Source organism: Rhodoplanes sp. P11, from assembly GCF_964266735.1.
GTDB classification, from domain to species: domain Bacteria; phylum Pseudomonadota; class Alphaproteobacteria; order Rhizobiales; family Xanthobacteraceae; genus Rhodoplanes; species Rhodoplanes serenus.
Window position 1 is genome coordinate 886,425 of sequence record NZ_CAXWGY010000001.1, and the last position, 25,806, is coordinate 912,230.

24 protein-coding genes are annotated in these 25,806 nt (G+C 68.2%); 17 read left to right on the forward strand and 7 right to left on the reverse strand.

Annotated elements, in window-relative coordinates:
- Positions 1–3 precede the first annotated feature (3 nt).
- The 9 genes from ACFQUV_RS03995 (at position 4) to ACFQUV_RS04035 (ending at position 10,379) form a co-directional block, all read left to right on the forward strand.
- Complete coding sequence (locus ACFQUV_RS03995; protein ID WP_378394209.1) at positions 4–1,041, forward strand: branched-chain amino acid ABC transporter permease; 1,038 nt, start codon at positions 4–6, stop codon at positions 1,039–1,041.
- Entirely contained in the window at positions 1,034–1,789 is a 756-nt protein-coding gene (locus tag ACFQUV_RS04000) for an ABC transporter ATP-binding protein (protein WP_129610562.1), read from the forward strand. Before ACFQUV_RS03995 ends, ACFQUV_RS04000 begins: the two co-directional genes overlap by 8 nt.
- Positions 1,786–2,502, forward strand: coding sequence for an ABC transporter ATP-binding protein (locus ACFQUV_RS04005; protein WP_129610563.1), 717 nt, complete (start codon positions 1,786–1,788; stop codon positions 2,500–2,502). Before ACFQUV_RS04000 ends, ACFQUV_RS04005 begins: the two co-directional genes overlap by 4 nt.
- A gap of 49 nt (positions 2,503–2,551) precedes the next feature.
- Positions 2,552–4,162 carry a benzoate-CoA ligase family protein gene (locus tag ACFQUV_RS04010; protein ID WP_244601671.1) on the forward strand — a complete coding sequence of 537 codons (1,611 nt, stop codon included), beginning with the start codon at positions 2,552–2,554 and terminating at the stop codon, positions 4,160–4,162.
- On the forward strand, positions 4,159–4,692 hold the full coding sequence (gene hcrC, locus ACFQUV_RS04015; RefSeq protein WP_244601672.1) for a 4-hydroxybenzoyl-CoA reductase subunit gamma: 534 nt from the start codon (positions 4,159–4,161) through the stop codon (positions 4,690–4,692). Before ACFQUV_RS04010 ends, hcrC begins: the two co-directional genes overlap by 4 nt.
- Positions 4,689–6,995, forward strand: a complete 2,307-nt coding sequence (gene hcrA / locus ACFQUV_RS04020) for a 4-hydroxybenzoyl-CoA reductase subunit alpha (protein WP_129610564.1) — start codon at positions 4,689–4,691, stop codon at positions 6,993–6,995. Before hcrC ends, hcrA begins: the two co-directional genes overlap by 4 nt.
- Complete coding sequence (gene hcrB, locus ACFQUV_RS04025) at positions 6,992–7,984, forward strand: 4-hydroxybenzoyl-CoA reductase subunit beta (RefSeq protein WP_129610565.1); 993 nt, start codon at positions 6,992–6,994, stop codon at positions 7,982–7,984. The genes hcrA and hcrB overlap by 4 nt, the downstream gene beginning before the upstream one ends.
- Positions 7,985–8,075: 91 nt before the next feature.
- Positions 8,076–8,600, forward strand: a complete 525-nt coding sequence (locus ACFQUV_RS04030; RefSeq protein WP_129610566.1) for a thioesterase family protein — start codon at positions 8,076–8,078, stop codon at positions 8,598–8,600.
- Between the two features lie 198 nt (positions 8,601–8,798).
- Positions 8,799–10,379: a benzoate-CoA ligase family protein gene (locus ACFQUV_RS04035; protein WP_129610567.1), complete on the forward strand. Its 1,581-nt coding sequence runs from the start codon at positions 8,799–8,801 to the stop codon at positions 10,377–10,379.
- Positions 10,380–10,487: 108 nt separating this feature from the next.
- Here the strand turns inward: ACFQUV_RS04035 and ACFQUV_RS04040 are convergent, their stop codons facing one another.
- The gene (locus ACFQUV_RS04040) at positions 10,488–11,213 is read right to left on the reverse strand and encodes a GntR family transcriptional regulator (protein WP_165364079.1); all 726 of its coding nucleotides are present in this window, start codon (positions 11,211–11,213) and stop codon (positions 10,488–10,490) included.
- 398 nt (positions 11,214–11,611) lie between these two features.
- Positions 11,612–12,703, reverse strand: a complete 1,092-nt coding sequence (locus tag ACFQUV_RS04045) for a carbamate kinase (protein ID WP_244601673.1) — start codon at positions 12,701–12,703, stop codon at positions 11,612–11,614.
- Positions 12,704–12,774: 71 nt separating this feature from the next.
- Here ACFQUV_RS04045 and ACFQUV_RS04050 point away from each other — a divergent pair, with 71 nt between their 5' ends.
- The 5 genes from ACFQUV_RS04050 to ACFQUV_RS04070 all read left to right on the forward strand — a co-directional run bounded on the left by ACFQUV_RS04050 (position 12,775) and on the right by ACFQUV_RS04070 (position 18,952).
- Entirely contained in the window at positions 12,775–14,028 is a 1,254-nt protein-coding gene (locus ACFQUV_RS04050; protein ID WP_129610569.1) for a DUF1116 domain-containing protein, read from the forward strand.
- 33 nt (positions 14,029–14,061) lie between these two features.
- A complete protein-coding gene (locus ACFQUV_RS04055) occupies positions 14,062–15,072 on the forward strand; it encodes a DUF2877 domain-containing protein (protein ID WP_165364081.1) in 1,011 nt (336 codons plus the stop codon).
- 492 nt (positions 15,073–15,564) lie between these two features.
- Entirely contained in the window at positions 15,565–16,791 is a 1,227-nt protein-coding gene (gene oxlT / locus ACFQUV_RS04060) for an oxalate/formate MFS antiporter (protein WP_244601677.1), read from the forward strand.
- 370 nt (positions 16,792–17,161) lie between these two features.
- Positions 17,162–18,754 carry an L-lactate permease gene (locus ACFQUV_RS04065; protein ID WP_129610571.1) on the forward strand — a complete coding sequence of 531 codons (1,593 nt, stop codon included), beginning with the start codon at positions 17,162–17,164 and terminating at the stop codon, positions 18,752–18,754.
- 18 nt (positions 18,755–18,772) lie between these two features.
- Complete coding sequence (locus ACFQUV_RS04070) at positions 18,773–18,952, forward strand: hypothetical protein (RefSeq protein ID WP_129610572.1); 180 nt, start codon at positions 18,773–18,775, stop codon at positions 18,950–18,952.
- 190 nt (positions 18,953–19,142) lie between these two features.
- Here the strand turns inward: ACFQUV_RS04070 and hpxZ are convergent, their stop codons facing one another.
- From hpxZ to ACFQUV_RS04090, 4 genes are all read right to left on the reverse strand, one after another.
- Entirely contained in the window at positions 19,143–19,532 is a 390-nt protein-coding gene (gene hpxZ, locus ACFQUV_RS04075) for an oxalurate catabolism protein HpxZ (RefSeq protein ID WP_129610573.1), read from the reverse strand.
- 40 nt (positions 19,533–19,572) lie between these two features.
- Positions 19,573–20,136 carry a TIGR00730 family Rossman fold protein gene (locus tag ACFQUV_RS04080; protein WP_129610574.1) on the reverse strand — a complete coding sequence of 188 codons (564 nt, stop codon included), beginning with the start codon at positions 20,134–20,136 and terminating at the stop codon, positions 19,573–19,575.
- Between the two features lie 99 nt (positions 20,137–20,235).
- On the reverse strand, positions 20,236–20,661 hold the full coding sequence (locus tag ACFQUV_RS04085) for a heme-binding protein (protein ID WP_111387351.1): 426 nt from the start codon (positions 20,659–20,661) through the stop codon (positions 20,236–20,238).
- Between the two features lie 21 nt (positions 20,662–20,682).
- Positions 20,683–21,801 (reverse strand): ring-opening amidohydrolase, encoded by a 1,119-nt coding sequence (locus tag ACFQUV_RS04090; protein WP_129610575.1) that lies wholly within the window; start codon positions 21,799–21,801, stop codon positions 20,683–20,685.
- Between the two features lie 252 nt (positions 21,802–22,053).
- Between ACFQUV_RS04090 and ACFQUV_RS04095 the strand changes: the two genes are divergently transcribed.
- From ACFQUV_RS04095 to fdrA, 3 genes are read left to right on the forward strand one after another with little or no spacing between them, the layout of a single operon-like run.
- Positions 22,054–22,224 (forward strand): hypothetical protein, encoded by a 171-nt coding sequence (locus tag ACFQUV_RS04095; protein ID WP_165364083.1) that lies wholly within the window; start codon positions 22,054–22,056, stop codon positions 22,222–22,224.
- 1 nt (position 22,225) lies between these two features.
- Complete coding sequence (locus tag ACFQUV_RS04100; RefSeq protein ID WP_129610576.1) at positions 22,226–23,482, forward strand: DUF1116 domain-containing protein; 1,257 nt, start codon at positions 22,226–22,228, stop codon at positions 23,480–23,482.
- Positions 23,483–23,485: 3 nt separating this feature from the next.
- The gene (gene fdrA / locus ACFQUV_RS04105) at positions 23,486–25,009 is read left to right on the forward strand and encodes an acyl-CoA synthetase FdrA (protein WP_244601674.1); all 1,524 of its coding nucleotides are present in this window, start codon (positions 23,486–23,488) and stop codon (positions 25,007–25,009) included.
- 176 nt (positions 25,010–25,185) lie between these two features.
- Here the strand turns inward: fdrA and ACFQUV_RS04110 are convergent, their stop codons facing one another.
- Positions 25,186–25,797, reverse strand: coding sequence for a cysteine hydrolase family protein (locus tag ACFQUV_RS04110; protein WP_129610578.1), 612 nt, complete (start codon positions 25,795–25,797; stop codon positions 25,186–25,188).
- Between the last annotated feature and the right edge of the window lie 9 nt (positions 25,798–25,806).

Here is a 25,806-nt window from a genome sequence, read left to right on the forward strand (position 1 = left end):
GCGATGCCGAATCGACCTCTCGTGCTGCCAATCCTGTTCGCGTTGCTGTGTCTCGGCATTGCGTTGTTCCCGCTGGTCGGGGATACTTTCTATGTTCGCCTGGTCGCCAAGATCGTGGTGCTGGCGATCTTCGCCATGAGCCTCGATCTCCTGGTCGGCTACACCGGCCTCGTCACGCTCGGGCACGCCGCGTTCTCGGGCACTGCCGGTTATGTCACGGCGGCGCTCGTCAACAAGGCCGGCATCGTCGATCTGCCGACGCTGCTCGTCGCCGCACTGGGCGCGGCCGGAGCCACGGCGCTCGTCATCGGCTGGATCAGTGTCCGCACCAGCGGCATCTATCTCATCATGATCACGCTGGCGCTCGGCCAGATGGTGTTCTTCTTCTTCCACGACGTCGCCTTCTGGGGTGGCGCCGATGGCGTCAACCTCGCGGCCAAGCCCGAGCTGGCGATTGGCAGTGTCACCCTGCTCGATCTCGCCGACCGCATGGTGTTCTACTATGTGGCGCTCGCCTGCCTGGTTTTCGTCTATGCGGCCCTGTTCATGGTGTCGAAGGCACCGTTCGGGCAGGTGCTGCGCGGCATCCGCATCAACGAGGGCCGTACCCGGGCGCTCGGCCACGACGTTCAGCGCTACAAGCTCGCGGCCTTCGTCATCGCTGGGCTGCTCGCCGGGCTGGCCGGCTTCCTCGAGGTTGTGCGGAGCGGATTCATCAGCCCGGCGCATGTGAACTGGCACGAGTCGGCCACGGTTCTGATCGTCGTCATTCTGGGCGGAATGGGGACGCTGGTGGGGCCGGTCATCGGTGCGGCCGCCCTGGTGCTGCTGGAGGACTGGTTCGCCGATCTCACCGTCCACTGGAAGCTCTTCGTCGGCCTCTTCGTCATCGCCGTGGTGCTGGTCCTTCCGTCCGGCCTGATCGGCCTCGCCGGTCGGATCGGGGCGCTCCGCTGGTTGCAGCGGCTGCGCAGACCCGGTGCGCAGTCTGCCGTGAGCAAAGGTGCGGAGGTTGCGCGCGAGGGGGCTGGCGATGCGTGAGCCGATCCTCGAAACGCGCGGGCTATCGCGGCGGTTCGGGGGGCTGCGTGCGGTTTCGGCCGTGTCGCTCTCCTTCGAGGCTGGGGTCGTGCATGCGATCCTCGGACCCAACGGCGCCGGCAAGACCACCACCATCAATCTGTTGTCGGGCGATCTGCCGCCGAGCGAGGGCACGATCCTCTACAAGGGACGCGACATCACGGCGCTGCCGGTGCATGCCCGCGTGCATCTCGGCATCGGCCGCAGTTATCAGAAGACCAACATCTTTCCCGAACTCACCTGTCTGGAGAACTGCCGGTTGGGCGCACAGGCGCGGCTGCCCGGCTGGCTGAACCTGGTGAAGCCGGCGAGCCGCTACGGCGAGATCGGTGAGCGCGCCGAGCGTGCGCTGGCGCTGTGTGGACTGGAAGCCCGCGCTGGAGCAGCGGCCGGCACCCTGAGCCACGGCGAGAAGCGGCAGCTCGAGATTGGCATGACGCTGGCCACCGGGCCTGATCTGCTGCTGCTCGACGAGCCGCTGGCCGGGATGGGGATCGAAGAGTCGCGCCGGGTGGTCGATCTGCTCAAGCGCCTCGCGACGGACCACACTCTGATCCTGATCGAGCACGACATGGACGCGGTGTTCTCCATTGCCGAGCGCATCACCGTGATGGTCAACGGCGCCGTGCTGGAGACCGGGAGCGTGGAGGCCGTGCGGGCCAGCCCGGCCGTTCAGGCCGCCTATCTGGGCGAGGAGCACGCCGCATGAGTGCGACCCCGATCATCGAGGCGGTCGGGTTGCACACGCATCTCGGCTCCAGCCACATCCTGCACGGCGTGTCGCTGACGGTCGGCCGTGGGGAGGCCGTGTGCCTGCTCGGCCGCAACGGCATGGGCAAGACGACAACGCTGCGCACGATTCTCGGGCTGGTGTCGCCGAGCCGGGGTGAGGTGCGCATCAACGGACAGCCGATGACGGCAGCGCCCCCTCACCGCATCGCGCGCCAGGGCATCGCCTTGGTGCCGGAAGGTCGAGGTGTGTTCCCGAACCTCACGGTGCGCGAGAACCTGGTGATGGCGGCGCGTCCTGGTGTCGACGGCCGGCGTGTCTGGACCTACGAGCGCGTGCTCGAGACCTTTCCGCGGCTCGCCGAGCGGCGCAACAATTTCGGCAACCAGCTCTCCGGCGGCGAGCAGCAGATGATCACCATCGGGCGCGCCCTGATGACCAATCCGGATCTGATCATCCTGGATGAAGCCACCGAGGGGCTGGCCCCGCTCATCCGCAAGGAAATCTGGGCGGTGATCCGCACCATTCGCGAGGCTGGCATCGCGACGCTGCTGGTCGACAAGAACGTCAAAGATCTGCTGGCGCTCTGTGATCGCGCCCTGGTGATGGTCAAGGGCCGCATCGTGCTCGATGGAGCGACCGCCGGGCTCGCGCCCGACGACGATGCGCTGGCTCGCCATCTCGGGCTGTGAAGCGGGTCCGATGGTGCCACGACAATGCTGAGGGGGAGGAGCCGAACTCGTGAAGCCGCTGATCTCGCCGACGCTCTCGGTCGATCCGACGGTGTCGCCTGCCGCCATCGTGTTCGGCGACGGGTTCAACGTCGCCGTGCCGTTCATCGACCGTCATCTCGACGAGGGGCGGGGCGCCAAGGTGGCGCTGCGCACCGTCTCGGGCCGCACCGTCACCTATGCGGATCTGGCTGCGGGGGTGAACCGCTTCGGCAACACGCTGCGGTCGCTCGGGGTCGCGCCCGGCGATCGTGTCCTGATGGTGGTGAAGGACTGTCCCGAGTTCTTCTTCCTGTTCTGGGGCGCCATCAAGGCCGGCATCGTGCCGGTGCCGCTGAACACCATGCTGCGGACAGACGACTACCGCGGCATGATCGAGCATTCGGGCTGCGCCGCCATGGTGTGGAGCCCGGAATTCGCCGACGAGGTGGTGCCGGCGATCGCGGCCGCGGTGCCGGGTCCCGCAGTGGCGCTGCCCATGGAGGGCGAGGGGCGGACGCTGGTGCCGCTCGCCGCCGCTGCGGCCGATCACCTCGATGCCGTGCCGGCGTCGGCGACGGCGCCGTGCTTCTGGCTGTACTCTTCCGGCTCCACCGGGCGTCCCAAGGCCGCGGTGCATCGCCACCGCGACATGGTGGTCACCAGCCAGTGGTTCGGGCGCGAGGTGCTGGGCATCGGTGAGGACGATGTCTGCTTCTCGGCGTCGAAGCTGTTCTTCGCTTATGGTCTCGGCAACAGCAACACGGTGCCGTTGTGGGCCGGTGCATCGACGGTGCTGCTCGACGTCAAGCCGACACCCGAGAACACCTTCGCGGTGATCGAGAAGTTCCGCCCGACGCTCTTCCATGGCGTGCCGACGCTCTACGCCGCCCAGCTCCAGGCGTTGGAGACCACGAGCCCGGATCTCTCCTCGCTGCGCCTGTGCGTGTCGGCCGGCGAGCCGTTGCCTGCCGAGGTGTTCCGCCGCTGGAAGGAGCGCACCGACACGGTGATCCTCGATGGTATCGGCTCCACCGAGGCGCTGCACATCTTCATCGCCAATCGGCCGCACGATGCACGACCAGGCTTCAGCGGCATTCCGGTGCCAGGCTACGACGTGCGCATCGTCGATGACGCTGGCCGTGAGGTGCCGGCCGGCGAGAGCGGGCGCCTTCAGGTGAAGGGCTGGTCGACCGCGGCGTGCTACTGGAACGATCCGGAGAAGACCGCCGCCACCATGCTGGGCGAATGGCTCGACACCGGCGACACCTATCGGCGCGACGGCGAAGGCTGGTTCCAGTACTGCGGTCGCAGCAACGACATGATGAAGGTGGGCGGCATCTGGTGCTCGCCGATCGAGATCGAGAGCTGCCTGGTCGAGCATCCCGCCGTGCTGGAGGCCGCCGTCGTCGGCGTGCCCGATGCGGTCGGGCTCGACAAGCCGGAGGCTTGGGTGGTGCTGCGCGCCGGCGTGCGCCCGGGCGACGAGTTGGCCGAGACACTGACGCAATGCTGCCGCGCGACGCTGGCGCCCTACAAGTTTCCGCGCCGCATCCATTTCGTCGACGAACTGCCGAAGACGGCGACCGGCAAGATCCAGCGCTTCCGCCTGCGCCGGATGGCCGAGGAGGAGGTGCCATGATGCTCGCCCCACAAGATGAGGACCAAGGCGGCGCCGCGCCGCGCGTCAAGGCGATCCTGATGATCACCCTCAACGGACGCGCGCGACAGGATCTCGTCGACGAGACCATGCTGCTGGTCGACTATCTGCGCGAGGTGTGCGGTCTCACCGGCACCAAGCAGGGTTGCGATGGTGGCGAATGCGGTGTCTGCACGGTGCTGGTGGACGACCGGCCGCGGCTCGCCTGCTCCACCCTGGCTCACCAGGTCGCCGGCCGCCGGGTGGAGACCATCGAGGGGCTCGCGCGCAGTGGCCGCATGAGCCGGCTCCAGCAGGCGTTCCACGAGAAGCTCGGGGCCCAGTGCGGGTTCTGCACGCCGGGCATGATCATGGCGGCAGAGGCGCTGCTGCGCCGCGATCCGGACCCAACGCCAGAGCGCATCCGCGCGGCGTTGTCCGGCAATCTGTGCCGCTGCACCGGGTATGTGAAGATCGTCGAATCGGTGCGCGCCGCTGCCGGCCCGGCCGCCGAGGCGGAGGCGGCCCGATGAGCACCCTGACGCGACCGCCGCGGATCGGACGACCGACGCCGCTCGTCGACGGCGTCGAGAAGGTCACGGGCCGGGCCAAGTACACGGCCGATCTGCCGGCGCTCGGCGCGCTCGTCGGCCGCATTCTGCGCAGCCCAGTGCCGCACGGCATTCTGCGGCGCATCGACACCACGGCGGCGGAACGCCTGCCGGGCGTGGTGGCGGTGGTGACCGGGGCGGACTGCGCCGTGCCGTTCGGGGTGCTGCCGATCGCTCGCAACGAATATCCGCTGGCGCGCGACAAGGTGCGTTACCGCGGCGAGCCGGTGGCGGCGGTGGCCGCCGTCGACGAGGAGACCGCGGCCAAGGCGCTCGCTCTGATCGCGGTCGAGATCGAGCCGCTGCCGGCCTATTTCGAGAGTGCCAAGGCGCGGGCGCCCGGGGCCACTCTGCTGCACGAGAACAAGCCCGACAATGTCGAGCGCGAGGTTCACAACGAGTTCGGCGATGTCGCCGCCGGCCTCGCGGCCGCCGATCTGGTGCGCAAGCGCAAGTTCACCTTCGCCGAGGTCAACCACGCCCATCTGGAGCTGAACGCCACGCTCGCCGAGTACGATCCCGAGCGCGACTGGCTGACCCTGCACTCCACCACGCAGGTGCCCTATTACGTCCACCTCACCGTGGCCCAGTGCCTGGGGATGGACACCGCCTGCGTCCGGGTCGTCAAGCCGTTCCTCGGCGGCGGCTTCGGGGCGCGCACCGAGGCGCTCGGCTTCGAGATCATCGCGGCGCTGCTGGCCCGCAAGGCGGGCGGCACCGTGCGGCTTCAGCTTTCGCGGGAAGAGACGTTCCTGACGCATCGCGGCCGTCCGCAGGCCGACATCACGCTCGAGATCGGGATGACACGCGACGGGCGCATCACCGCGTGCGCGGCCGAGTGCACTCAGCGCGGCGGCGCCTATGCGGGCTACGGGATCATCACCATCCTGTACGCCGGCGCGCTGCTGCACGGGCTCTATCACCTGCCGGCGGTGAAGTACGACGGGTGGCGCGTCTACACCAATCTGCCGCCGTGCGGCGCCATGCGTGGCCACGGAACGGTCGACATGCGGGCCGCCTTCGAGGCGCTGCTCGACGAGATGGCGGCGGAGCTGGGGCTCGATCCGTTCGCGGTTCGCCGGACCAATCTGCTCACGGCTCCGGCCACCACGCTGATGGGCCAGAAGGTGATGAGCTACGGCCTGGGAGATTGTCTCGACCGGGTCGAGACCGCGTCCGGCTGGCGTGAGCGGCGCGACCGCATGCCGCCGGGGCGCGGCCTCGGGCTCGCCTGCTCGCATTTCGTCTCCGGCACCTCGACCCCCAAGCACTGGACCGGCGAGCCGCATGCCGTGCTCAATCTCAAGCTCGATTTCGATGGCGGCATCACCATCCTGACCGGCGCCTCCGACATCGGTCAGGGGTCTTCCACGATCGTCACCCAGGTGGTGGGCGAGGTGCTCGGCTGCGACTGGAGCCGACTGCGCGTGGTGAGCACCGACAGCGCCCTGACGCCGAAGGACAACGGCAGCTATTCGTCGCGCGTTACCTTCATGGTCGGCAACGCGGCCATCCAGGCGGCCGAGAGCCTCAAGGCGATTCTGGTGGCGGCGGCGGCCCGCCGGCTGGAGGCGCGGCCCGAGGAGATCGAGTGCCTGGGCGAGTCGTTCCGGGTCGCCCACAGCCAGGATCTGGGGCTGTCGTTCTCGGATGTGGTCAAGGAGGCGCTGATCGACACCGGCACCATCACGGTGAAGGGCACCTTCACCTGCCCGAAGGAATACCAGGGCGACAAGGCGATCCGTGGCAGCGCCATCGGGGCCTCGATGGGCTTCTCCTACGCAGCCCAGGTGGTGGAGTGCTCGGTCGATCCGGTCACCGCGCGGGTGACGGTGCACAAGGTGTGGGTCGCGGCCGATGTCGGCCGCGCGCTCAATCCGCTCGCTGTCGAGGGACAGATCCACGGCGCCGTGTGGATGGGCATGGGTCAAGCGTTGTCGGAGGAAACGCGGTGGGACGAGGGGCGGGGCCTCGCTACCAACCTCGTCGACTATCGCGTTCCGACCATGGCCGAGAGCCCCGACATCGAGGTTCATATCGTCGAGAGCCTCGATCCCAACGGGCCATTCGGCGCCAAGGAGGCGAGCGAGGGGCCGCTGGCCGGCTGCATCGGCGCGCTGATGAACGCCGTGCATCATGCGGCCGGGGTGCGGGCACATGCGGTGCCGTTGACGCCGGAGCGCGTTGCCGATCTGATCGAGGCCAAGGAGAGGACCGCGTCATGACGACGCTGATGCCGCCGTTTCGTCTGCACCGCCCGGCCTCGCTCGCCGAGGCCGTGGCGACGCTCTCCGCCACGCCGGGCGGGCGGCCGCTCGCCGGCGGCACCGATCTGCTGGTCAATCTGCGTCGAGGCATGGGCGCCCCGCCGGCGCTGGTCGATCTCACGTCGATCAACGGGCTCGATCGGATCGACGTTGGTGCCGACGGGCTCGTGCTCGGCGCTACCGTGGACCTCGCCCGACTGGGCGATGATCCGCGCGTGCGGGCCGGCTGGCCGGCGCTGGCACAGGCCGCGGCTGCGGTCGCCGGGCCGACCCACCGCGAGGCCGCGACGCTCGGCGGCAACCTGTGTCAGGACACCCGCTGCGTGTTCGTCAACCAGAGCGAATGGTGGCGCGCCGCCAACAGCTATTGCCTCAAGGTGCGCGGCGACACCTGCCACGTCGTGAAGAAGAGCGAGCGTTGCTACGCCGTCTATGCGGGCGATGTCGCGCCGGCCCTGCTGGTGCTCGGCGCCACGGTCGAGACGGCGGGACGCGATGGCACGCGGCATCTGCCGCTCGCCGATCTGTTCCGTGAGGAGGGACGCACTCATCTGGCACTGGAGCCGGGCGAGGTCGTCACCGCCATCCGGGTTCCGCCGCCCGACGGAGCGTCGACGGGCTACCGCAAGGTGCGGGTCCGCGACTCCATCGACTTCCCGCTGGCCGGCATTGCCATGTCGCTGCGGCGGTCCGGCGACGGGCTCGCGGGCCTGCGCGTGGCACTGACCGGCATCGCCTCGGCGCCCGTGCTGGTGCCCGACCTCGACACCATGCTGGGACGGCCGTGGGCGGAGATCGCCGGGCCGCTCGCCGAGGCGGTGCGCAAGGGCTGCAACGCCGTCAAGACCACGGTGGCGACGCCGAAGTACCGGCGCCGCGTGAGCGCCGCCGCGGCGGTCGCGCTGGGTGCCGAGCTGTGGGCCGGACAGGAGGAGAGCGCGGCATGAGAACGGCGACGATCGACATGTGCGTGCTGCTTCGCGCGGCGTCGCGGGGTGCTGCCGCTTCGCGGGGTGCTGCCGCTTCGCGGAGCGCCGCATGACGGCGCATCACACCGGCGGCGAGCGCTCGCCGCGCCTGCACCTGCTCACCGAGGCCGAGCAGACGACCTCATTCGTCCATACCGTCACGGTCCGTTTCGGCGATTGCGACCCGGCCGCGATCGCCTACACGGCGCGCATCCCGGCGTGGTGTCTGGAGGCGATCGAGGCGTGGTGGAAGCACCATGCCGGCTTCGACTGGTACGAGCTGAACATCGACCGCGGCCTCGGCACGCCCTTCGTCCATATGCGGATGGACTTCCGCGCGCCGGTGACGCCGCGCCATCCGCTCGTCTGCGAGGTGATCATGAAGCGGCTGGGGCACCGCTCGATCACCCTGGTGGTCGCCGGAGTCCAGGAGGGCATTCTTTGCTTCGAGGGTGAGTTCGTCTCGGTATTCGTCGACGCCAAGGCCATGAAGGCGCGCACGCCGCCGCCCGACATCGTCGAACGCATCCAACAGACGACCCGCCGTCGCGCCGCAGAGCCGGGCGGCCGCCCGCCGCAGCCTCCGACGGCTTGACAGCCGCGATGGCGAAGCCAATAAAAGCATAACGGTACCAAATTATAACAAGTGGACCGCTCGCGCCCCGTCTCGTGCCCCCGGAGACAGGGCCGGCACGTCGGCCGCCGATCGAGGTGGCGACGAATGTGCCGACGATGGTCGTGTCGGCGACGATCGTGTCGGCGAGCCGTCCCGCCAAACGAGAGGGGAACGTACATGGATCGTCTCGTGACCGAGGACCGCCTGGGGGCCATCCGCGATCTGGTTTTTCCACCGGGCTTCAACGTCGCCACGGTGTTCATCGACCGCCATCTGGCGGAGGGGCGGGCCGACAAGGTCGCGGTGCGGACCACGGCGGGCGACACCACCTATGGCGAGCTTGCCGCCGGCGTGAACCGCTGCGCTCATCTGCTGGTCTCGCTGGGGCTCGCGCGCGGCGATCGCATCCTCATGGTGATCAAGGACACCGTCGATTTCTTCCATGTGTTCTGGGGGGCCATCAAGGCCGGCATCGTGCCGGTGCCACTGAACACGCTGCTGCGCGCCAAGGACTTTGCCTACATGATCGAGAACTCCGAGTGCGCCGCGCTGGTGTACTCGCCGGAGTTCGCCGGCGAGGTCGAGGCGGCCCTCGGCCTGGTGGATCGGCAGCCCGGCGTGGTGATGCGCACGGAGGGCGATGCCGATACGCTCTCGGCGCGTCTCGCCGATCTCCCGGATGTGTTCGATGCAGTACCGGCCTCGGCCGAGGACGATTGCTTTTGGCTCTACTCGTCGGGCTCGACCGGCAGCCCCAAGGGCGCAGTGCACCGTCATCGCGACTTGGTGGCGACCAGCGAGCTGTACGGCGTCCGCACCCTCGGCATCCGGACCGACGACGTCTTCTTCTCGGCCGCCAAGCTGTTCTTCGCCTATGGGCTCGGCAACGGCATGTCGTTCCCGCTCTGGGTCGGCGGCACCGCGGTGTTGCTCGACACGCGGCCGACGCCGGAATCGACCTTCGCGACCGTCGAGCGATTCAAGCCGACGCTCTATTTCGGCGTGCCGACGCTCTATGCGGCGCAGCTTCAGGCGCTCGATCAGGCGACACCGGACCTGTCCTCGATCCGACTGTGCGTGTCGGCCGGCGAGGCGCTGCCGGCCGATATCTTCCGGCGCTGGCGGGAGCGCACCGGCCTTGTCATCCTCGATGGGATCGGCTCCACCGAGGCGCTGCACATCTTCATCTCCAACCGGGCGGGCGAGCATCGGCCCGGCTCGACGGGGCGGCTGGTCGAGGGCTACGACGCCATCATCGTCGACGAGAGCGGCGCCGCGCTGCCGGCGGGTGAGCCGGGCCGGCTGCTGATCTCCGGGCCATCGACGGCGCGCTGCTACTGGCGCAATCCGGAGAAGACGGCGGCCACCATGATGGGGGCATGGCTCAACACCGGCGATACCTATCAGCGCGACGCCGAGGGCTTCTTCTACTACTGCGGCCGCTCCGACGACATGCTGAAGGTCGGTGGCATCTGGTGCTCGCCGTTCGAGATCGAGGCGACGCTGATCGAGCATCCGGGGGTGCTGGAGGTCGCCGTCGTCGGACGCGTCGATCCGGAAGGGTTGGTCAAGCCCGAGGCGTGGATCGTGCTCGCCGACGGTGTGCGGCCGACCGAATCGCTGGTCGAGGATCTCACCCGCCACTGCAAGTCGCGGCTCGCGCCTTACAAGTTTCCGCGCGAGTTCCACTTCGTCGACGAGCTGCCGAAGACCGCGACCGGGAAGATCCAGCGGTTTCGCCTGCGCATCGAGGAGTGAGGGCGGGGCGGCGGACGCTTGCGGTGATGAAAGACAGCGGTGATGAACGACGGCAACGTGCGACGGGGACGGGCGACGCTGGCGCCGGCCGTCACCCGGCGCCGCCGGTCATCGATCCGCCATCGCGGCCCGTCGGGAGCCGACGGCCCGGCGCGGCTTCTTGGGCGCGGCAATCGGTTCCGGTACCTTCCGTCGTGCCTCCCGGCCCGGAGGCCGCGACAGCGCCTCGACAATCAGCTTGGTCGCCTCGTCGATATGGTCGGCCATCAGCTTGATGGTGGCCTCGACGTTGCGGCTCAGCGCCGCGTCGACGATCTTCTGATGCATCAAGGTGCGTGGCGCCCCGCCCACGCCGCTGCGGGTGGACAATCGGCGGTAGCGGTCGAACAGGTCGGAGAGCAGCTGATGAATATGAAGGAGGCAGGGCGAGTTGCAGCACGACACCAGCTCGTAGTGGAAGTCGCGATGGCGCTGCTCCCACTCCTCCTCGTCGACTTTCTTGCCGGCCTTCTCGGCCAGGATGATCCGGTGATGCGCCGCGACCATCCGGGCTTCCCACGAATCGTCGCCGTTCTCGATCGAGAGGCGCAAGGCGACGCTCTCGATCTGCTTGCGCACCATCGCGATGTCGAGGATGTCGTGCACCGAGACGGCGGCGACGCGAAAACCGCGCTGGCCCGTGGCCACCACCAGGCGATTCTCCGCCAGGCGTGACAGCGCCTCCCGCAGCGGGCTGAGCCCGACCCCGTAGGCATCACGCAAGCTCTGAAACCGCAACTTGGTGCCGGGTTGAAGCCGCGAGCTCAGGATGTCCTGCCGGAGCTTCTCGAACACCTCGTTGCCGAGCGTGCTCGGCTCCTTCGTGGCGCTGCGAACGGCAGGGATGGCAAACTGTAGGCTTTCTCGCATCAGCTGGAACCGTCGCCCGTGACTCGTGAGAAAGCACTATCGCACAACTTCATTGTCCGCGAAAGGCAGAAATTTCGATAACTTGGCCTTCGTCGGCCACTCGGCCATCGTTTCAGCCAAGTCGAATATGTCCATGGTGCGGGTTTCTCGCGCATCGCCGTCACATTCCAGACATGCGGGCGATGATCATCAGGACGGAATCGACCGCGGCGCCGCACCGTCGCTGGTCGCGACGCCGATTCGGCAATCGAGTCGGCAGCCCAGCCGCAGCGCCGCCGATCGGAACCGATCGGCGCTCGCTGCCAGGCTCGAGGCGTGCGACGTCAAGCTCCATCCGCCACGATGTGGGTGCCGGTGTCCCCTTGGATGACCGCGATCGCATCCTCCAGGCGCCCGATCATGACCCGGCTGCCGCCGCCTTCGAGGAACTGGATCGCGGCATCGATCTTCGGCCCCATGCTGCCCGGCGGGAAGTGGCCTTCGGCATGCAGCTTGCGGATCTCCGACAGCGATACGCGGTCGAGCGCCTGCTGGTTCGGCTTGCCGAAGTTCACGGCCACCCGCGGCACCGCGGTGAGGATCATCAGGTCGCGGATTCCGAGCCCATTGGCGAGGAGCGCCGAGGTGCGGTCCTTGTCGATCACCGCGTCGATGCCGGCGTAGGCGCCCCCGGCGGAGCGCACCACCGGCACGCCGCCACCCCCTCCGGTTACCACCACGGCCCCGCTCTGCGCCAGCGTGTCGATTAGGGACACGTCGAGAATGCGCTTGGGCATCGGCGAGGGCACCACATGGCGCCACCCGCGCCCGGAGTCCTCTCGCATGTCCCAACCGAGCTCGGCGCTCAGCTGGCCCGCCTCCTCCTCGGAGTAGAAATAGCCGATCGGCTTCGACGGGTTCTGGAAGGCAGGATCGGCAGGGTCGACCTCGATCTGGGTCAGCAGGGAGGCGACCGGCCGATCATTGCCGGCCTCGCGCAGAACGTTGGCGAGCGCCTGGGTCAGCACATAGGCGATGCCGCCCTGGCTGTGGGCCACGCAGATGTCGAGTGACATCGGCTCAACCCGATGGCGTGCGAGCGATTGGCGCAGCAGGATCTTGCCGACCACCGGACCATTGCCGTGGGTGATGATCAGCCGGTTGTTGAGCTGCATGACGGGCAGCAGCGAGCGGCCGAGCTCCGTCGCGATCGCGACCTGCTCGAGAGGGGTCCCGCGGATGCCTTCCGGGTGGATCGCGTTGCCGCCGACGGCGATGACGAGTGCTTCGGGAATGTCTTTGCCCACTGGGTTCCTCCACGGAGTCAGGCGTCCGGAGGTCGGCCGGACCGTCGCGATCCAGTAGCCCGGATAAACTGCTGGATCAACAAAATTTCGAAAATCAGTATTTTGATCGATATCTTGAAAATCCTCCAATGTTCTGTAGAGTGTCGGGCGATCGCGCCCCAGGGGCAGCTCCGGGTCGCTGGCACAGAGGAGAGACGGCGGTGGATAAAATCGAAGCCGCGAACAAAGAGGTGCTCGGCCGGATTCTCCGGGCGGACCCGGTCCTGGTCGATGTGAAGCCCGCCGGAGAGGTGATCGAGGGCTTGGAGCGCGGCACCATCCTGCATGCGGGGCCGCCGATCGAATGGAGCCGGATGTGCGGCCCCATGCAGGGGGCGGTGTGCGGGATTGCGGTGTTCGAGGGGCTGGCGAAGACTCTCGATGAAGCCGCCGAAGCCGCGGCGTCCGGTGCGTTCCGGTTCCAGCCCAACCATCACTTCGGGGCCGTCGGCCCCATGACCGGCATGATCACCCCCAGCCAGCCGGTGCTCGTCGTCGAGAACCGCGCCTTCGGCAATCGTGCCTACAGCACCATCAACGAAGGGCTGGGCAAGGTGCTGCGGTTCGGCGGAAACGACGCCGAGGTGCTGGCCCGGCTGCGCTGGATCGCCGACGAGCTCGGCCCGGCGCTGTCGGCCGCGCTGCGGCAGTGCGGCGGCATTCCCCTGAAGGGCATCGTGTCGCGCGGGCTCGCGATGGGCGACGAGATGCACCAGCGCAACGTCGCCTGCTCGTCGCTGTTCCTGCGTGAGATCGCGCCGCCGCTGGCGCGCGCGCTCGACGGCTCGGGCGGCGCGCTCGCCCGGGTTCTGGAGTTCGTCGCCAAGAACGATCAGTTCTTCCTGAATATCGCGATGGCGATGGCGAAGTCGATGACCGACCCGGCGCGCGGCGTCGACGGCTCGACGATCGTGACGGCGATGAGCCGCAACGGCACCGAGTTCGGCATTCAGGTCAGCGGTACGGACCGGCAGTGGTTCACGGCGCCGGTGGAGATGCCGGTCGGTATGTACTTTCCAGGCTATTCGGAGAAGGACGCCAACCCCGACATGGGCGACTCGGCCATTGTCGAGGTGGTCGGGCTCGGCGGCTTCGCGATGGCGTCCGCCACCGCGGTGGCCGGCTTCGTCGGCGCCGGCTCGGCGAGCGAAGCCGCGCAGTACACCCGATCGATGTATGAGATCACCGCCGCACAGAATCCCGATTGGTCGATGCCCAATCTCGACTATGCCGGGGTGCCGACCGGGATCGACATCCGCAAGGTTCTCCGCACCGGCATCACTCCCTACATCAACACCGGCATCGCGCATCGGCTCGCCGGTGTCGGCCAGGTGGGGGCCGGCATCGCGCGGGCGCCACTCGCCTGCTTCGAGCAGGCTCTCACGACATTGGCGCAGCGGCTCGGAGTGGGCTGAGCCGCCGGGGGGGCAGGTTTAACGACGCGGACCGTGGGCCGTCACGGCGGGCGGCGTTCCAGGCCGCTGCGGCGGCACTTTCACGAGACCCGCCGCCGGCGAGGCGGCGGGTCTCTCGTCCGAACGAATTATTCGCCGAGGCAGCCTGCCTCGGCGGCACGCAGCGGCTTCGAGAGCTCGATGCAAGCGCGATCGGGAGATGCCGGATTCATCCGCGCCGTCGAAACGAAACGGCGCGCAGGGGTGGTGCACAGCGTGTTCAATCGCGCGCTGAACCTGCGCTTCGACGATGGACCTGATCTCTACACGCTGATATCGCGACGCAAGCTCCGGGCACCGAACACGTTGAACCTCGGCGATGTCGATTTCCACGCAGCGGGCATCGTGGTCGGCGACAGGGTCACGGCTGCTGACGGCACTCTCGATATCGCCGGCAAGCTCCGGGTCGGCGTCGGCGGGGCCTCGTCGTGGCAGCCGACCATTCCGGCGCTCCATCACGATGCGGACCGAATGCGGGCCGGGCTGGAGATCGCCGGCAGCTTCGTGCTGCGTCACGGCATGCGGGGCGGGGTGCTCGAAGACCACTGCGGCCCGCTGCTGTCGCGCATGGTCAGCCGACGGATCGGGGACGAGAGCGACGGTCTCGTGCTCGCGTATCGGGACGGACGGATCGCCGAGGCGGTCGATCATGCCTCTCGGCTGATCGGCCTCGGCCCCGGGCTCACTCCATCCGGAGACGACCTGCTGCTGGGTTTCATCGCGGCGCTGCAGACCCGCCGGCCGCTGCCGGTGGAGGCCGCCGCGTTCAGCGCGGCCGTGGTCCGCATCGCTCGGTTCTCCACCAACGACATCAGCCTCGCGGGTCTGGTGACGGCGGCCGACGGGGCGGCCGGCGAGGCGGTGTCCAGCCTGCTCTGCGCCATCTGCAACGCAGCCATACCGGCGATCGAGGCGGCTGTGCGCGATGTCCTGACGATCGGAGCGTCCTCCGGGACCGACATGGCTATCGGCGTGATGAGCGGACTGCGGGCGAGCTGCCGCTGACGTGATCCGGCGGCGCGCCGGACGCGATGCCGACGCGAGCGGGCCGCCGGGTTTCCACCAGCCGTGCGACGTACGGGAACAGCGTTCGAGTTCCACCTGCCGGAACACGTCTGAGAAAGCTCAACGACGCCTTCGATCTGGCCACGCCCGATGAGCCCGACACGCGGGCGAGACCGTTTCGTCCCGTCCTGCATCGATCCGTCGATCGCGCCGCGCGAGGCGTCATGCGCGTCGCTCAACCCGCCTTCAGCTCTGTCACGCTGCGGTTGCCGCGCGGTCGGGTGAGTATTCATCCGGACCATGCAGAAGCCATGGAAATTCGAAATTACGCTAGACGGCGCCGATCATCGTTTTAGTATGCGATCAACGAGCTCGGCTGTTTCACGAACGATGGAGAATGAGGTGTCTACCGAAACACTCACGCCGCCCCGATCAGGGTCGGCGTCGGCCGGCAACTATCGATGGCTCCAGCTCGCCCTCGGTATTACCTGCATGGTCGCGGTTGCCAACGTCCAGTACTCCTGGACCTTGTTCGTTCCTGAGATCCAGAAGACCTACGGATGGTCGCGGGCCTCGATTCAGACGGCATTCACGATATTCGTGATCATCCAGACCTGGGTGACGCCGGTGGTTGGCGTCGGGATCGACCGCTTCGGTCCGCGTCCGATCGCCATGCTGGGCGGCACGGCGGCCGGTCTCGCCTGGATCATGAACTCCTTCGCGTCGTCGCTCACCGGGTTCTATATCGGTGCCGCCATCGGCGGCATCGGGGCGAGCTGCATCAACGCCTGCGCGGTCAACAACGCGCTCAAATGGTTCCCGGATCGCCGCGGCCTGGCCGTCGGGCTGTCCGCCGCGGGTTACGGCTCGGGCACGATCATCACGACACTGCCGATCGCCAACATGATCCAGAGCAGTGGAATCAGCGCGACCTTCCTGACCTTCGGGATCATCCAGGGGCTGGTGATCGTCGCGGCGGGGCTCTTCCTGCGGGCGCCGCGCAAGGACCAGGTCAGCTACTCCACCAAGCTGGTCCAGTCGCGGCGCGACTACACGCTTGCTGAAGCCGTCCGGACTCCCGTGCTCTGGGTTCTGATGGTGATGTTTACCTGCACCATCACGGGCGGCCTGATGGCGGTGGCGCAGCTCAGCCTCATCGCGCAGGACTTCGGCGTGAAGGACATCCACGTCAACGTGTACTTCTTCAGCATGGCGGCCTTGCCGTTCGCCTTGATGCTCGACCGCTTCATGAATGGCCTGTCGCGGCCGTTCTTCGGCTGGGTGTCCGACACGATCGGCCGCGAGAAGACGATGTTCATCGCCTTCTCGATCGAATCGATCGGCATTCTGGCGCTGGCGACCTTCGGCTCCAATCCGTGGCTGTTCGTCATCCTGTCCGGCGTCGTGTTCCTGGCCTGGGGCGAGGTCTACAGCCTGTTCGGTGCCATCACGGGCGATGCCTTCGGCACCAAGCACGCCGGCAAGATCTACGGCATCCTGTTCCTCTCCAAAGGATTCGCCGCCCTGTTCGTTCCTGTCGGCAACCTGATCATGGAAGCGACCGGCTCGTGGGCCACGGTTCTGTACATCGTCGCATCGCTGGACTTCATCGCGGCGATCTCGGCGCTGTTCATCCTGCGGCCGCTTCTCCTGCGCCATCACGCCAAGGACGCGACCACCAACGCCGCCATGGCGAGCGTCGGCAAAGCCGCCCATTGAGGCGACCGAGGCCCGCCCGGCTGCACGGGCGGGCCTTCGTTCTTCGGCCGCTCCAGGCGGCGCACACGATCGAGCGACGTGCCTCGCCTTCCCTTTCGGCGCCAGACGAGAACAGCCGGCCTGCGGGCCGGCTGTTCGCGTTTCGCGCGAGGCGGTGTCGATGTGACGGACATCCGGAGAATGGAGATGTCGGGGTTTGCAGCCAATGATCTTATAACCTACAAAAACAATAATTTCGAAAATATATTGCATCGCCATCTTGTGCGGAGTAGCGTGAGATGCCGTCCGGCACGGACGGCCCGAGCCGTTGGTCGCCTGCGCTCGCTCTCGGCGACGGCGGCTCGAAGCGACGGTCAGCGAGGTGTCTGTGATGTCCCTGCCTATGAATGTCGTCACCTGGTCAGGGGCCGCACTGTCCATCGTCCTCCTCGTCTACCTTCTGGTCTGGCGACGATGGTCGGCCGTGCAGGCGTCCGCTGCCGGGGCGCTGATCGCGATCGTGGTCGCGTTCGGGCTCTACGGCGCAACGCCGCAAGGGGTCGGAGTCGAAGTCGCCAAGGGCGTGTGGAACAGCGTGTCGATCATCGCCGTCATCGTGCCCGCCATCCTGATCTACGAGGTCAGCCGGGAGGTCGGCGGGTTTGGGACGATCCAGCGCGAGCTGTCGCGCCTCATCCCCGACAAGCTGCTCCAGGTCATCGCGTTGGGCTGGTGCTTCTCCAGCTTCCTTCAGGGACCCTCCGGGTTCGGCGTGCCGATCGCGGTGACGGCGCCGCTGCTCATCGGGATCGGCGTGAAGCCGTTCTGGGCCGTGCTGGTGCCGCTGATGGCGCACGCCTGGGCCAACACGTTCGGCACGCTGGCGCTCGCCTGGGAGGCGCTCGTCCAGCAGACGACCCTGATCGCCGACGCAACCCTCTATTGGGAGACGGCCTTCAAGACCGGACTGCTGACAGGGCTGCTCTGCGTGATCGCCGGCAGCCTGCTATGCTGGCAGTACGCCCGTTTCGCCGGCCTGCGTCGCGGATGGCCGGCGGTCCTCGTGGTGGGCCTGATCCAGGCGGGTGGGCAGCTTTTGCTCACGCAGATCACGCCGACGCTGTCGGTGGTGATCCCGACGACCCTCGCGCTCGGCGTGGTGTTTGCGCTCGGGCGGCTGCCGCGCTACGCGCGCTCCTATGCGGACGGCAGCCCCATGCTGGCGGACGTGCCGGAGGGGGCGAGCGACAAGAGCCCGTTGACCATCCACGAAGCGCTGCTGCCCTATTACATCCTGGTCGGCGTATCGGTTTTCGTGCTGCTCACGCCCGGAGTGAACGCCGTGCTCGGCGCCTGGAAGATGAGCGTCGCGTTCCCGGAGACCAGCACGGCATACGGATTCGTCAACAAGGCGCAGCCGGTCTACGGGTCGGTGTCGTGGCTCACCCATTCCGGGTTCTTCCTGGTTCTCGCGGCCGCCGCCTCGTGCGCCTATTTCGGCTCGAAGGGCCTGATCCGTCGCGACGGCCTCGTCCGCATTCTCGGTGACACCGCCTGCAAGTCTGTGCCGGCGGCGATTTCGGTGGCGCTTCTGCTGACGATGAGCAAGGTGATGACGGGCAGCGGGCAGATCGAGGTGCTGGCGCGTGGCACGGCCGGCGCGACCGGGGCCTATTATGCGGCGCTGGCACCTCTGGTCGGCACCCTCGGAGCCTTCATGTCGTCGAGCAATGTCAGCTCCAACATCCTGTTCGGACAGTTCCAGGAATCGATGGCGCAGTTCACCGGCAAGAGCGTGTCCAGCATCCTGGCGGCGCAGACCAGCGGGGCCGCCATCGGGACGATGTTCTCGCCGTCGAAGGTTCTCCTCGGCACCACGACGGCGGGAATCGTCGGCCAGGAGGGCGCCATCATCAAGAAGCTGCTCGTCGTCGCCGTGGTGGCGGCTGCCCTGATGGGGCTGGTCACCGCCTTGGCCGTCTGATCGATCGGAGCATTGACCATGAACCCGTTGCGCTGGAACGAGCAGAGCCGCATGAGCGCCGCGCTGGCGGCGCTGTGCGCGTCGGCTGTCCTGCTGAGCAACCCCGACAGCACAGGGCCGGTGAGCTACACGCTGGGCTGGGCGCTGCTGGCGGCGTCGCTGCTGCTGCCCCTGTACTCCTGCGTGCGCCGGAGCTAGAGCATTTTCCGGCGAAGTGGATGCCGGTTCGCCGTCGAAAATGCGATCACACAAGGACTTCTAGAGTGGAGTCCGATCCAGTTGGATCGGATTCCACTCTAGCGGGAGCAAGCTGTTGCGCCGCGCCGCTGCCACCACGTGTGTAATGCGGGGCGGCGTGCCGGTGTCGGCCGGCGCGGAGTGTGCGGGTTCAGTCCGCCGGCCGGTCGATCACGCTCACATGGGCGGCGACGATGCGCCAGCCTTGGGGGAGACGCACCCAGCTCTGCATCTGACGGCCGATCTTCGCCGGGTCTCCGTCACGCTCGAACAACGTGGACGCGACGGCGAAATCATTGCCATAGGTCGTGATGACCGTCCGCGACAGCCGGCGGTCCAGTCCGTGGGACGGCCGGGCACGACGGTATCTCTCGATTTCGGCGAAGCCGTAGAGGTTCTCTCCGGCGCCGTAGCGGATCGTTCGCGCATCGTCGAGGAACAGAGCCCCGAGCGTCTGCACGTCGTTGGAGACGAGAGCCCGCTCGTATTGCGCGAAGGCGCGCGCGACTTCGGCGATCACCTCCGGCCTGTCGATATCCATGGCCACATCACCGGATTGTTTTGCGTGACGGCGAGCCGCCTCACATCCACTTGGAGACCTGGACCGGCCGATGATTCCGCAGGCTGTCGAGGAGGAGCCTCGGCTCGGATGCGACGATCAGCATGCTGCGCTGCTGGGAGGGTAGAAACCCTTCCGCCACCATGGTGTCGAGGAACTGGAGAAATCGGTCGTAGAAGCCGCCGATATTGTAGAGGCCGAGTGGCTTGCGGTGGCCGTCGAACTGTGCATTCACCCACATCTCGACGAGTTCCTCCACGGTGCCGAGTCCACCCGGCATGGCGATGAAGCCGTCGGCGACTGCAGCCATGCGGATCTTCCGGTCCGCCCGCGAGGCCACCACCTCGGACACCGCCAGCTTGTCGTACAGCTGGCCCTTGTCGACGAGCACCTGCGGGACGATGCCGTGCACGGTGCCTCCCCGGCTGCACGCCGCATCCGCGACGATCTTCATGAGGCCACGGCTGGTGCCGCCGAACACGAGCGTGATGTCCTGCTCGGCGAGTTCGCGGCCGAGTGCGGCGGCGGCTTCGCTGTAGATCCGGGAATGTCCGTGGTTCGAGCCGCAGAAGATGGCGAGCTTCATCGGGTGTATCCACTGGCTGGAGCGCTGCGGCCGCGGCCCGAGGGCCGCGGCCGTAGGCCGGCGATCGGTTGTGCGAGATCGCCGGGTGCGGTCACGGCGTCAGCCGAAGGTCTGAGCACCCTCGATCGCGGCGAGCCCGGCCTTGGTGACCTCGAGATCCTCCTCGCCGGTCTGGGAGCCGCATCCGATTCCGCCGATGGTGATGCCATCGACGATGATCGGGAGTCCACCCTTGAGGTTCACCAGCCGACCGGACGTCGCGTGGGCGAGCCTGAACTCCAGGTCGCCCTGGATGCCGCCGGTGGGGCCGCGGCTGGAGGCCGCCGTGGCGGCCTTCCGGATTGCCGACTCGATGCTGAGGATCTTGCCGCCGTCCATGCGGGTGAAGGCGAGCAGGTTGCCGCCCTCGTCGACGACCGCGATGCACTGGGGCTTGCCCATCTGGACCGCCTTCGCCACGGCGGCTTCGAGGATACGCATGGCGCCTGCGTGAGTGAGCCGCAGGTGCTTCTCGACATTGCTCATCGGTCTGTGTCCGTTCGGTCGTTACGCTTTGGCCTCGGCGATCACGCAGAGCAGGTTTGCGCCGGGCGGGCCCTGGTGCTCGGCACCGGCCGAGGCGAGGAACTGGGTGTCGCCGACGATCGTCGCCACGATGGCGTGTGCCACGGCCTTGGCCTGAATGCCGCAGAACGGCGCCAGGAAGTCCGAGTGGAGGACGTGCCGCCGGCCGCGGACGTTGGTGACGTAGTCGGCGCCCGCATTCACCAGCACGCCGGCGACGCGCTTGCGGTCCTCCTCGGTGAGGATGCCGTCCTTCAGCGACAGGCCGGCGTTCACGAACGCCTGACGGGCGCCCGCGATGTCGAGCTGGTCCTGCATCACGCCATGCGCCGCGACCAGGCGCCCCGGCGCGCCCTTGACGTTGCCGAGCACCATCACGCGGCAGGCGACCTGCTCGCCGCCCGCCGAGGTGGAGGCCACCGACGAGTAGAGGGTCTTGTCGACATTGATGACGCCGTCCCGCAGCTTGCTGCGGTCGACCTCGCCGGTGGCGACGGCGATGCCGAGGGCGCAGGCGCCTTTCGCCAGCGAGGATGCGACCGCCGGGTTCATGGCGACGACCTTCTGGTTGCGGCTTTCGGCGTCGGCGATGCGGGCCGGCGTCATCGCCGGGCATTTCACCTCGACGCACTCGATGTCGGCAGGATCGGTGATTCCGGCGTCCGCCATCGCGCGCTTCACCGTCTCGGCCACGAGATCGACCTCGATCATCGTGCCGTACTCCTCGGGCTTGAGCTCGCGCGAGCTGGCGACGCCGATCGCCAGGCGCTTGGCGGTGCCTTGCGCGGGCGTCGTGGCGGGCTGCTTGATGAACAGGTAGATGTGGGGCGTCATGATGCCCCCTACGCCGCCGATCATCATCATCGGGATCTTGGCGAACACCTCGGCGCGGGAGAGGCCGAGTCGCTCCGACAGAAGCACCTCCATGGCCAGCGTCGCGTAGCCGCGGGCATAGGGGTCGCCTTCGGTCTGCTCCATGATCGCCACGACATGCCGCGGGTCCACCTCCTTGCGGTCGAAGAGCGCGGCGACTTGCGAGACGTCTCCGGGCGAACTCATCGGAACGCAGACGACTCGGGATTCCAGCAGCTGGTTGGACATTCCATAGACTCCTTTGGTCCGGTGGCGGCTCTCCGCCACCGGCCTTGCCGCGTCCGCTTGGTTGGTCCCGGGCCGCGGTGTCGGCTTTTCGTCCCATCATCGGGACTGCCATTTGATACTACAATGCCGTCGATAGAGCATCAATCGTAGAATTTCGAATTTCTGTTGTTTCACGGTTCATCCTGGGGTAGGGTCTCGATCGATCGAGAGCGGTTGGCCGCGGCGCGGCGCCGCCACTGACGGAGAGACCAGATGGAAGTCGACAAGCTTCTCAACACCGAGGTGCGGGTGATCAATGTCGGGTTGCGCGCTTTCGCGCAGGACCTGGAGAGCCGCAAGTCTCCCGTCGTGCATGTCGATTGGTCGCCCCCGCCGGCGTCGAGCATGAAGCTCGGCAGCTTGCTCGATCGGCTGGGAGTCTGAGATGACCGACATCGCCTCACGCATCGAAGCGGCGAACCGAGAGGCGCATCGGCGCATGCTCGGGGCCGACCCCGTGCTGGTCGACGTGATGCTGGCCAGGGATGCGATTCCCAACCTGCCGCCGCGCACCGTTCTGCATGCCGGCCCGCCGATCTCTTGGGAGCGGATGTGCGGCCCCATGCGGAGCGCCGTGGCCGGCGCTCTGGTGTTCGAGGGCTGGGCATCGGACCTCGCCGAGGCGGAGACAGTGGCGGCCTCCGGCGGCGTGCGGTTCGAGCCCAACCACCACTACGACGGGGTCGGCCCGATGACCGGCATCACCACCCCCGGCATGGTGGTGCTGGTGGTGGAGAACCGCGCCTTCGGCAACCGCGCGTTCTGCACCGTGAACGAAGGCATGGGCAACGTCATGCGGTTCGGCGGCAACGACCAGGAGGTGCGCGACCGCCTGGCGTGGATCGCCGGCGTGTTCGGGCCCGCGGTCGGGGCGGCGTTGCGGCGGCGGGGCGGCGTTCCGCTCAAGAGCCTGATCGCCCGCGGCCTGACCATGGGCGACGAGATGCACATGCGCAACGCCGCCTGCACGGGGCTGATCCTGCGTGAGCTCGCCGCCGATCTGGCCGAGGTGGCGCCCGCGGATCTCGGGCGGATGCTGCGCTTCATCTCCGGCAACGACATGTTCTTTCTCAACATCGCGATGGCGATGGCCAAGGCGGTGGCGGCGCCGGCGCACGGAATCCCATACGCCACCGTGGTCACCACGATGGCGCGCAACGGCACCGACTTCGGCATCCGCCTCTCCTCGACCGGCGATGCCTGGTTCACCGGGCCGGCCCAGATGGCGCGCGGCCTGCTGTTCGCCGGCTTCACCGAGGCGGACGGCAATCCCGACATCGGCGACTCCTGCATCACCGAGACCGTCGGTCTCGGCGGCTGTGCCATGGCGGCGTCACCCGCGGTGGTGGGGTTCGTCGGCGCCGGCGCGCTGTCGGATGCGATCGGCTACACGCGCAGCATGAGCGAGATCACCGTCGGGCCGAATCCGGAATGGACGATGCCGACCATGGCGATGGCCGGCGTTCCGACCGCGATCGATATCCGCAAGGTACTGTCCACCGGCATCCTCCCCGTCATCAACACCGCCATCACCAATCGGCAGCCCGGGCGCGGCCAGATCGGGGCCGGCATCGTCAATCCGCCGCTGGAGTGCTTCCAGCAGGCGCTGATGAGGTTCGCCGAAGTTCACGGAGCTCTCTGAATCATGACCATTCTCGTCAACGAGGTGCGGCGCGGGTTCTACATGGACTCGGTCGCGCTGATGCGGATCTCGCGCAGCGTCGGCGCCATGCCGGGGGTGAAGGGTGCCGCGCTGATGATCGGCTCGGTGACCAACAAGGCGTTGATGCGGGACGCCGGCCTTCTGGGTGCGACCGGCGAGGACGCCGGCCCGAACGATCTCGTGCTCGCGGTCCGGGCCGAGAGCGAGGAGGCGGCCACCACCGCGCTGTCGTCGGCGGCGGGTCTTCTCGACAAGCCGCCGTCGGTCGGGCAGGGCGCCTCGGAGTGGCTGCCGAAGACGCTCGACACCGCCGTGCAGCAGCTCCCCGGTGCGAATCTGGTGCTGATCTCGGTGCCGGGCGAGTTCGCGACGGCAGAGGCGCGGCGGGCGCTCCGGCGCGGCCTCAACGTCCTCATGTTCAGCGACAACGTGCCGCTCGCCGACGAGGTGGCGCTCAAGCAGGAGGCGCAGCAGCGCGGCCTGCTGATGATGGGGCCGGACTGCGGCACCGCCATCATCGGCGGCACGCCGCTGGCATTCGCTAACGAGGTGCCGCGCGGCTCCATCGGGCTCGTCGGCGCCTCGGGCACCGGCTTGCAGGAAGTCTCGACGCTGATCGGGCGCAGCGGCGCCGGCGTGTCCCATGCGATCGGGGTCGGTGGCCGCGATCTCAAGGAGGCGGTCGGCGGCATCACCACGCTGATGGCGATCGATGCGCTCGACCGTGATCCGGGCACCGAGCAGATCGTGATCATCTCCAAGCCACCGGCTCCGTCGGTGGCCAAGCGGGTTCTCCAGCGCGTCGGCGAGAGCCGCAAGCCGGTCACCGTCTGCTTCCTCGGCGTCGACGACATGGCGCTCCCCGCCAACGCCGTGCTGGTTTCCGATCTGCGCAGCGCCGCCGAACGCGCGCTCGGGGGCGGGCGACTGCCGTGGTCCGATCGGCCCACGGTGGCGGCGCTGGCGGCGACCGTCGGGGCCGGACGGCAGCGCATCGCCGGCCTGTTCTGCGGCGGCACGCTGTGCGGCGAGGCTCAGCTGATGCTGCGCCGGGCCGGGCTCGCGGTCTCCTCCAACGCGCCGGTGACCGGCGTCGCGACGCCGAAGGAAGCGCCCGGGGCTCACCGCCTCCTGGATCTCGGCGACGACGAGTACACGGTCGGGCGTCCGCACCCGATGATCGACCCGTCGTTGCGCGACGACATGGTGCGGGCCGCCTTTACGGACCCGGAGGTCGGGGTGGTCCTCGTCGACGTGGTGATCGGCTACGGCGCCCACGACGATCCGGCGACCGATCTGGTCGCCGTGCTGCCGGCCGCGGCTGAGCGCGGCGCCGTGGTGATCGCGTCGGTGTGCGGCACCGACCAGGATCGCCAGGGCTATGCTCGCCAGGTCGGCATCCTGCGCGACGCCGGCGTCGTCGTGGCGCCGTCCAACGCGCACGCGGCCGAGCTGGCGGCGGAGCTCGCCGGCGCGCTCGCCGCGGCCGGCGGATCGTTGCGCTGAGCGGCAGCATCGTGTCCGGGCGCAGGCGCTGCGTCAGGGCGCAGGCGTGTCGGCCGCCGCAACGGCGGCCGACTGCGCCGTCGCGGTGCCGGCGGTCCGCCCGAGCACCACGGCGGTGATGAGGCCGTCGCCGACTGCTCGACGAGCGCGGTCGTGATCACGACAACCGCGACGGCTCAGGCGCTCTCGATGGCCGCGATCGTCGCGGCCACGGTGGTGACGCGGGCGACCGGCGCGAGCGCCGCGATGGCGGTGTCGTGCACCGCCGGCGAGAACGCCGCACAGCCGTCGGAGAGCACCGTCACGTCGATGTCGCGCACATGGGCGTCGCGCACCGTCGAGGCGACGCCGCCATTGGTGACGATGCCGCCGACGATCAGCCGCTCGATGCCGCACTTGCGCAGCACCCATTCGAGTCGCGTCTGATAGAAGGCCGAGTAGGCGATCTTCTCGATCACTAGGTCGGCGGGCGCCAGCGTGTCGACCAGCCGGTGGCCCCAGCCTCCGGGCAGGAAGTCGCCCGTCTTCAGGAACGGCCGCAGGGTCTTCAGATGCGGCGAGACGATCGGCTCGCCGCCCTTGGCCGGCACCAGCGTGAACTGTGTCGAGATGATCCAGCCGCCGGCGGCGCGCAGGCGGTCGGCGAGCGGCTTCAGCCGCTCGGGCAGAGCGGCGATCTCGGGCGCACCTTGGCCGGCGCGGCCATAGGCGCCGTCGGGATGCAGAAAGTCGTTCTGGAGGTCGACGATCAGGAGCGCGGTGCGCGCGATCGGCACGGCATGGTCCATGGCAGTATC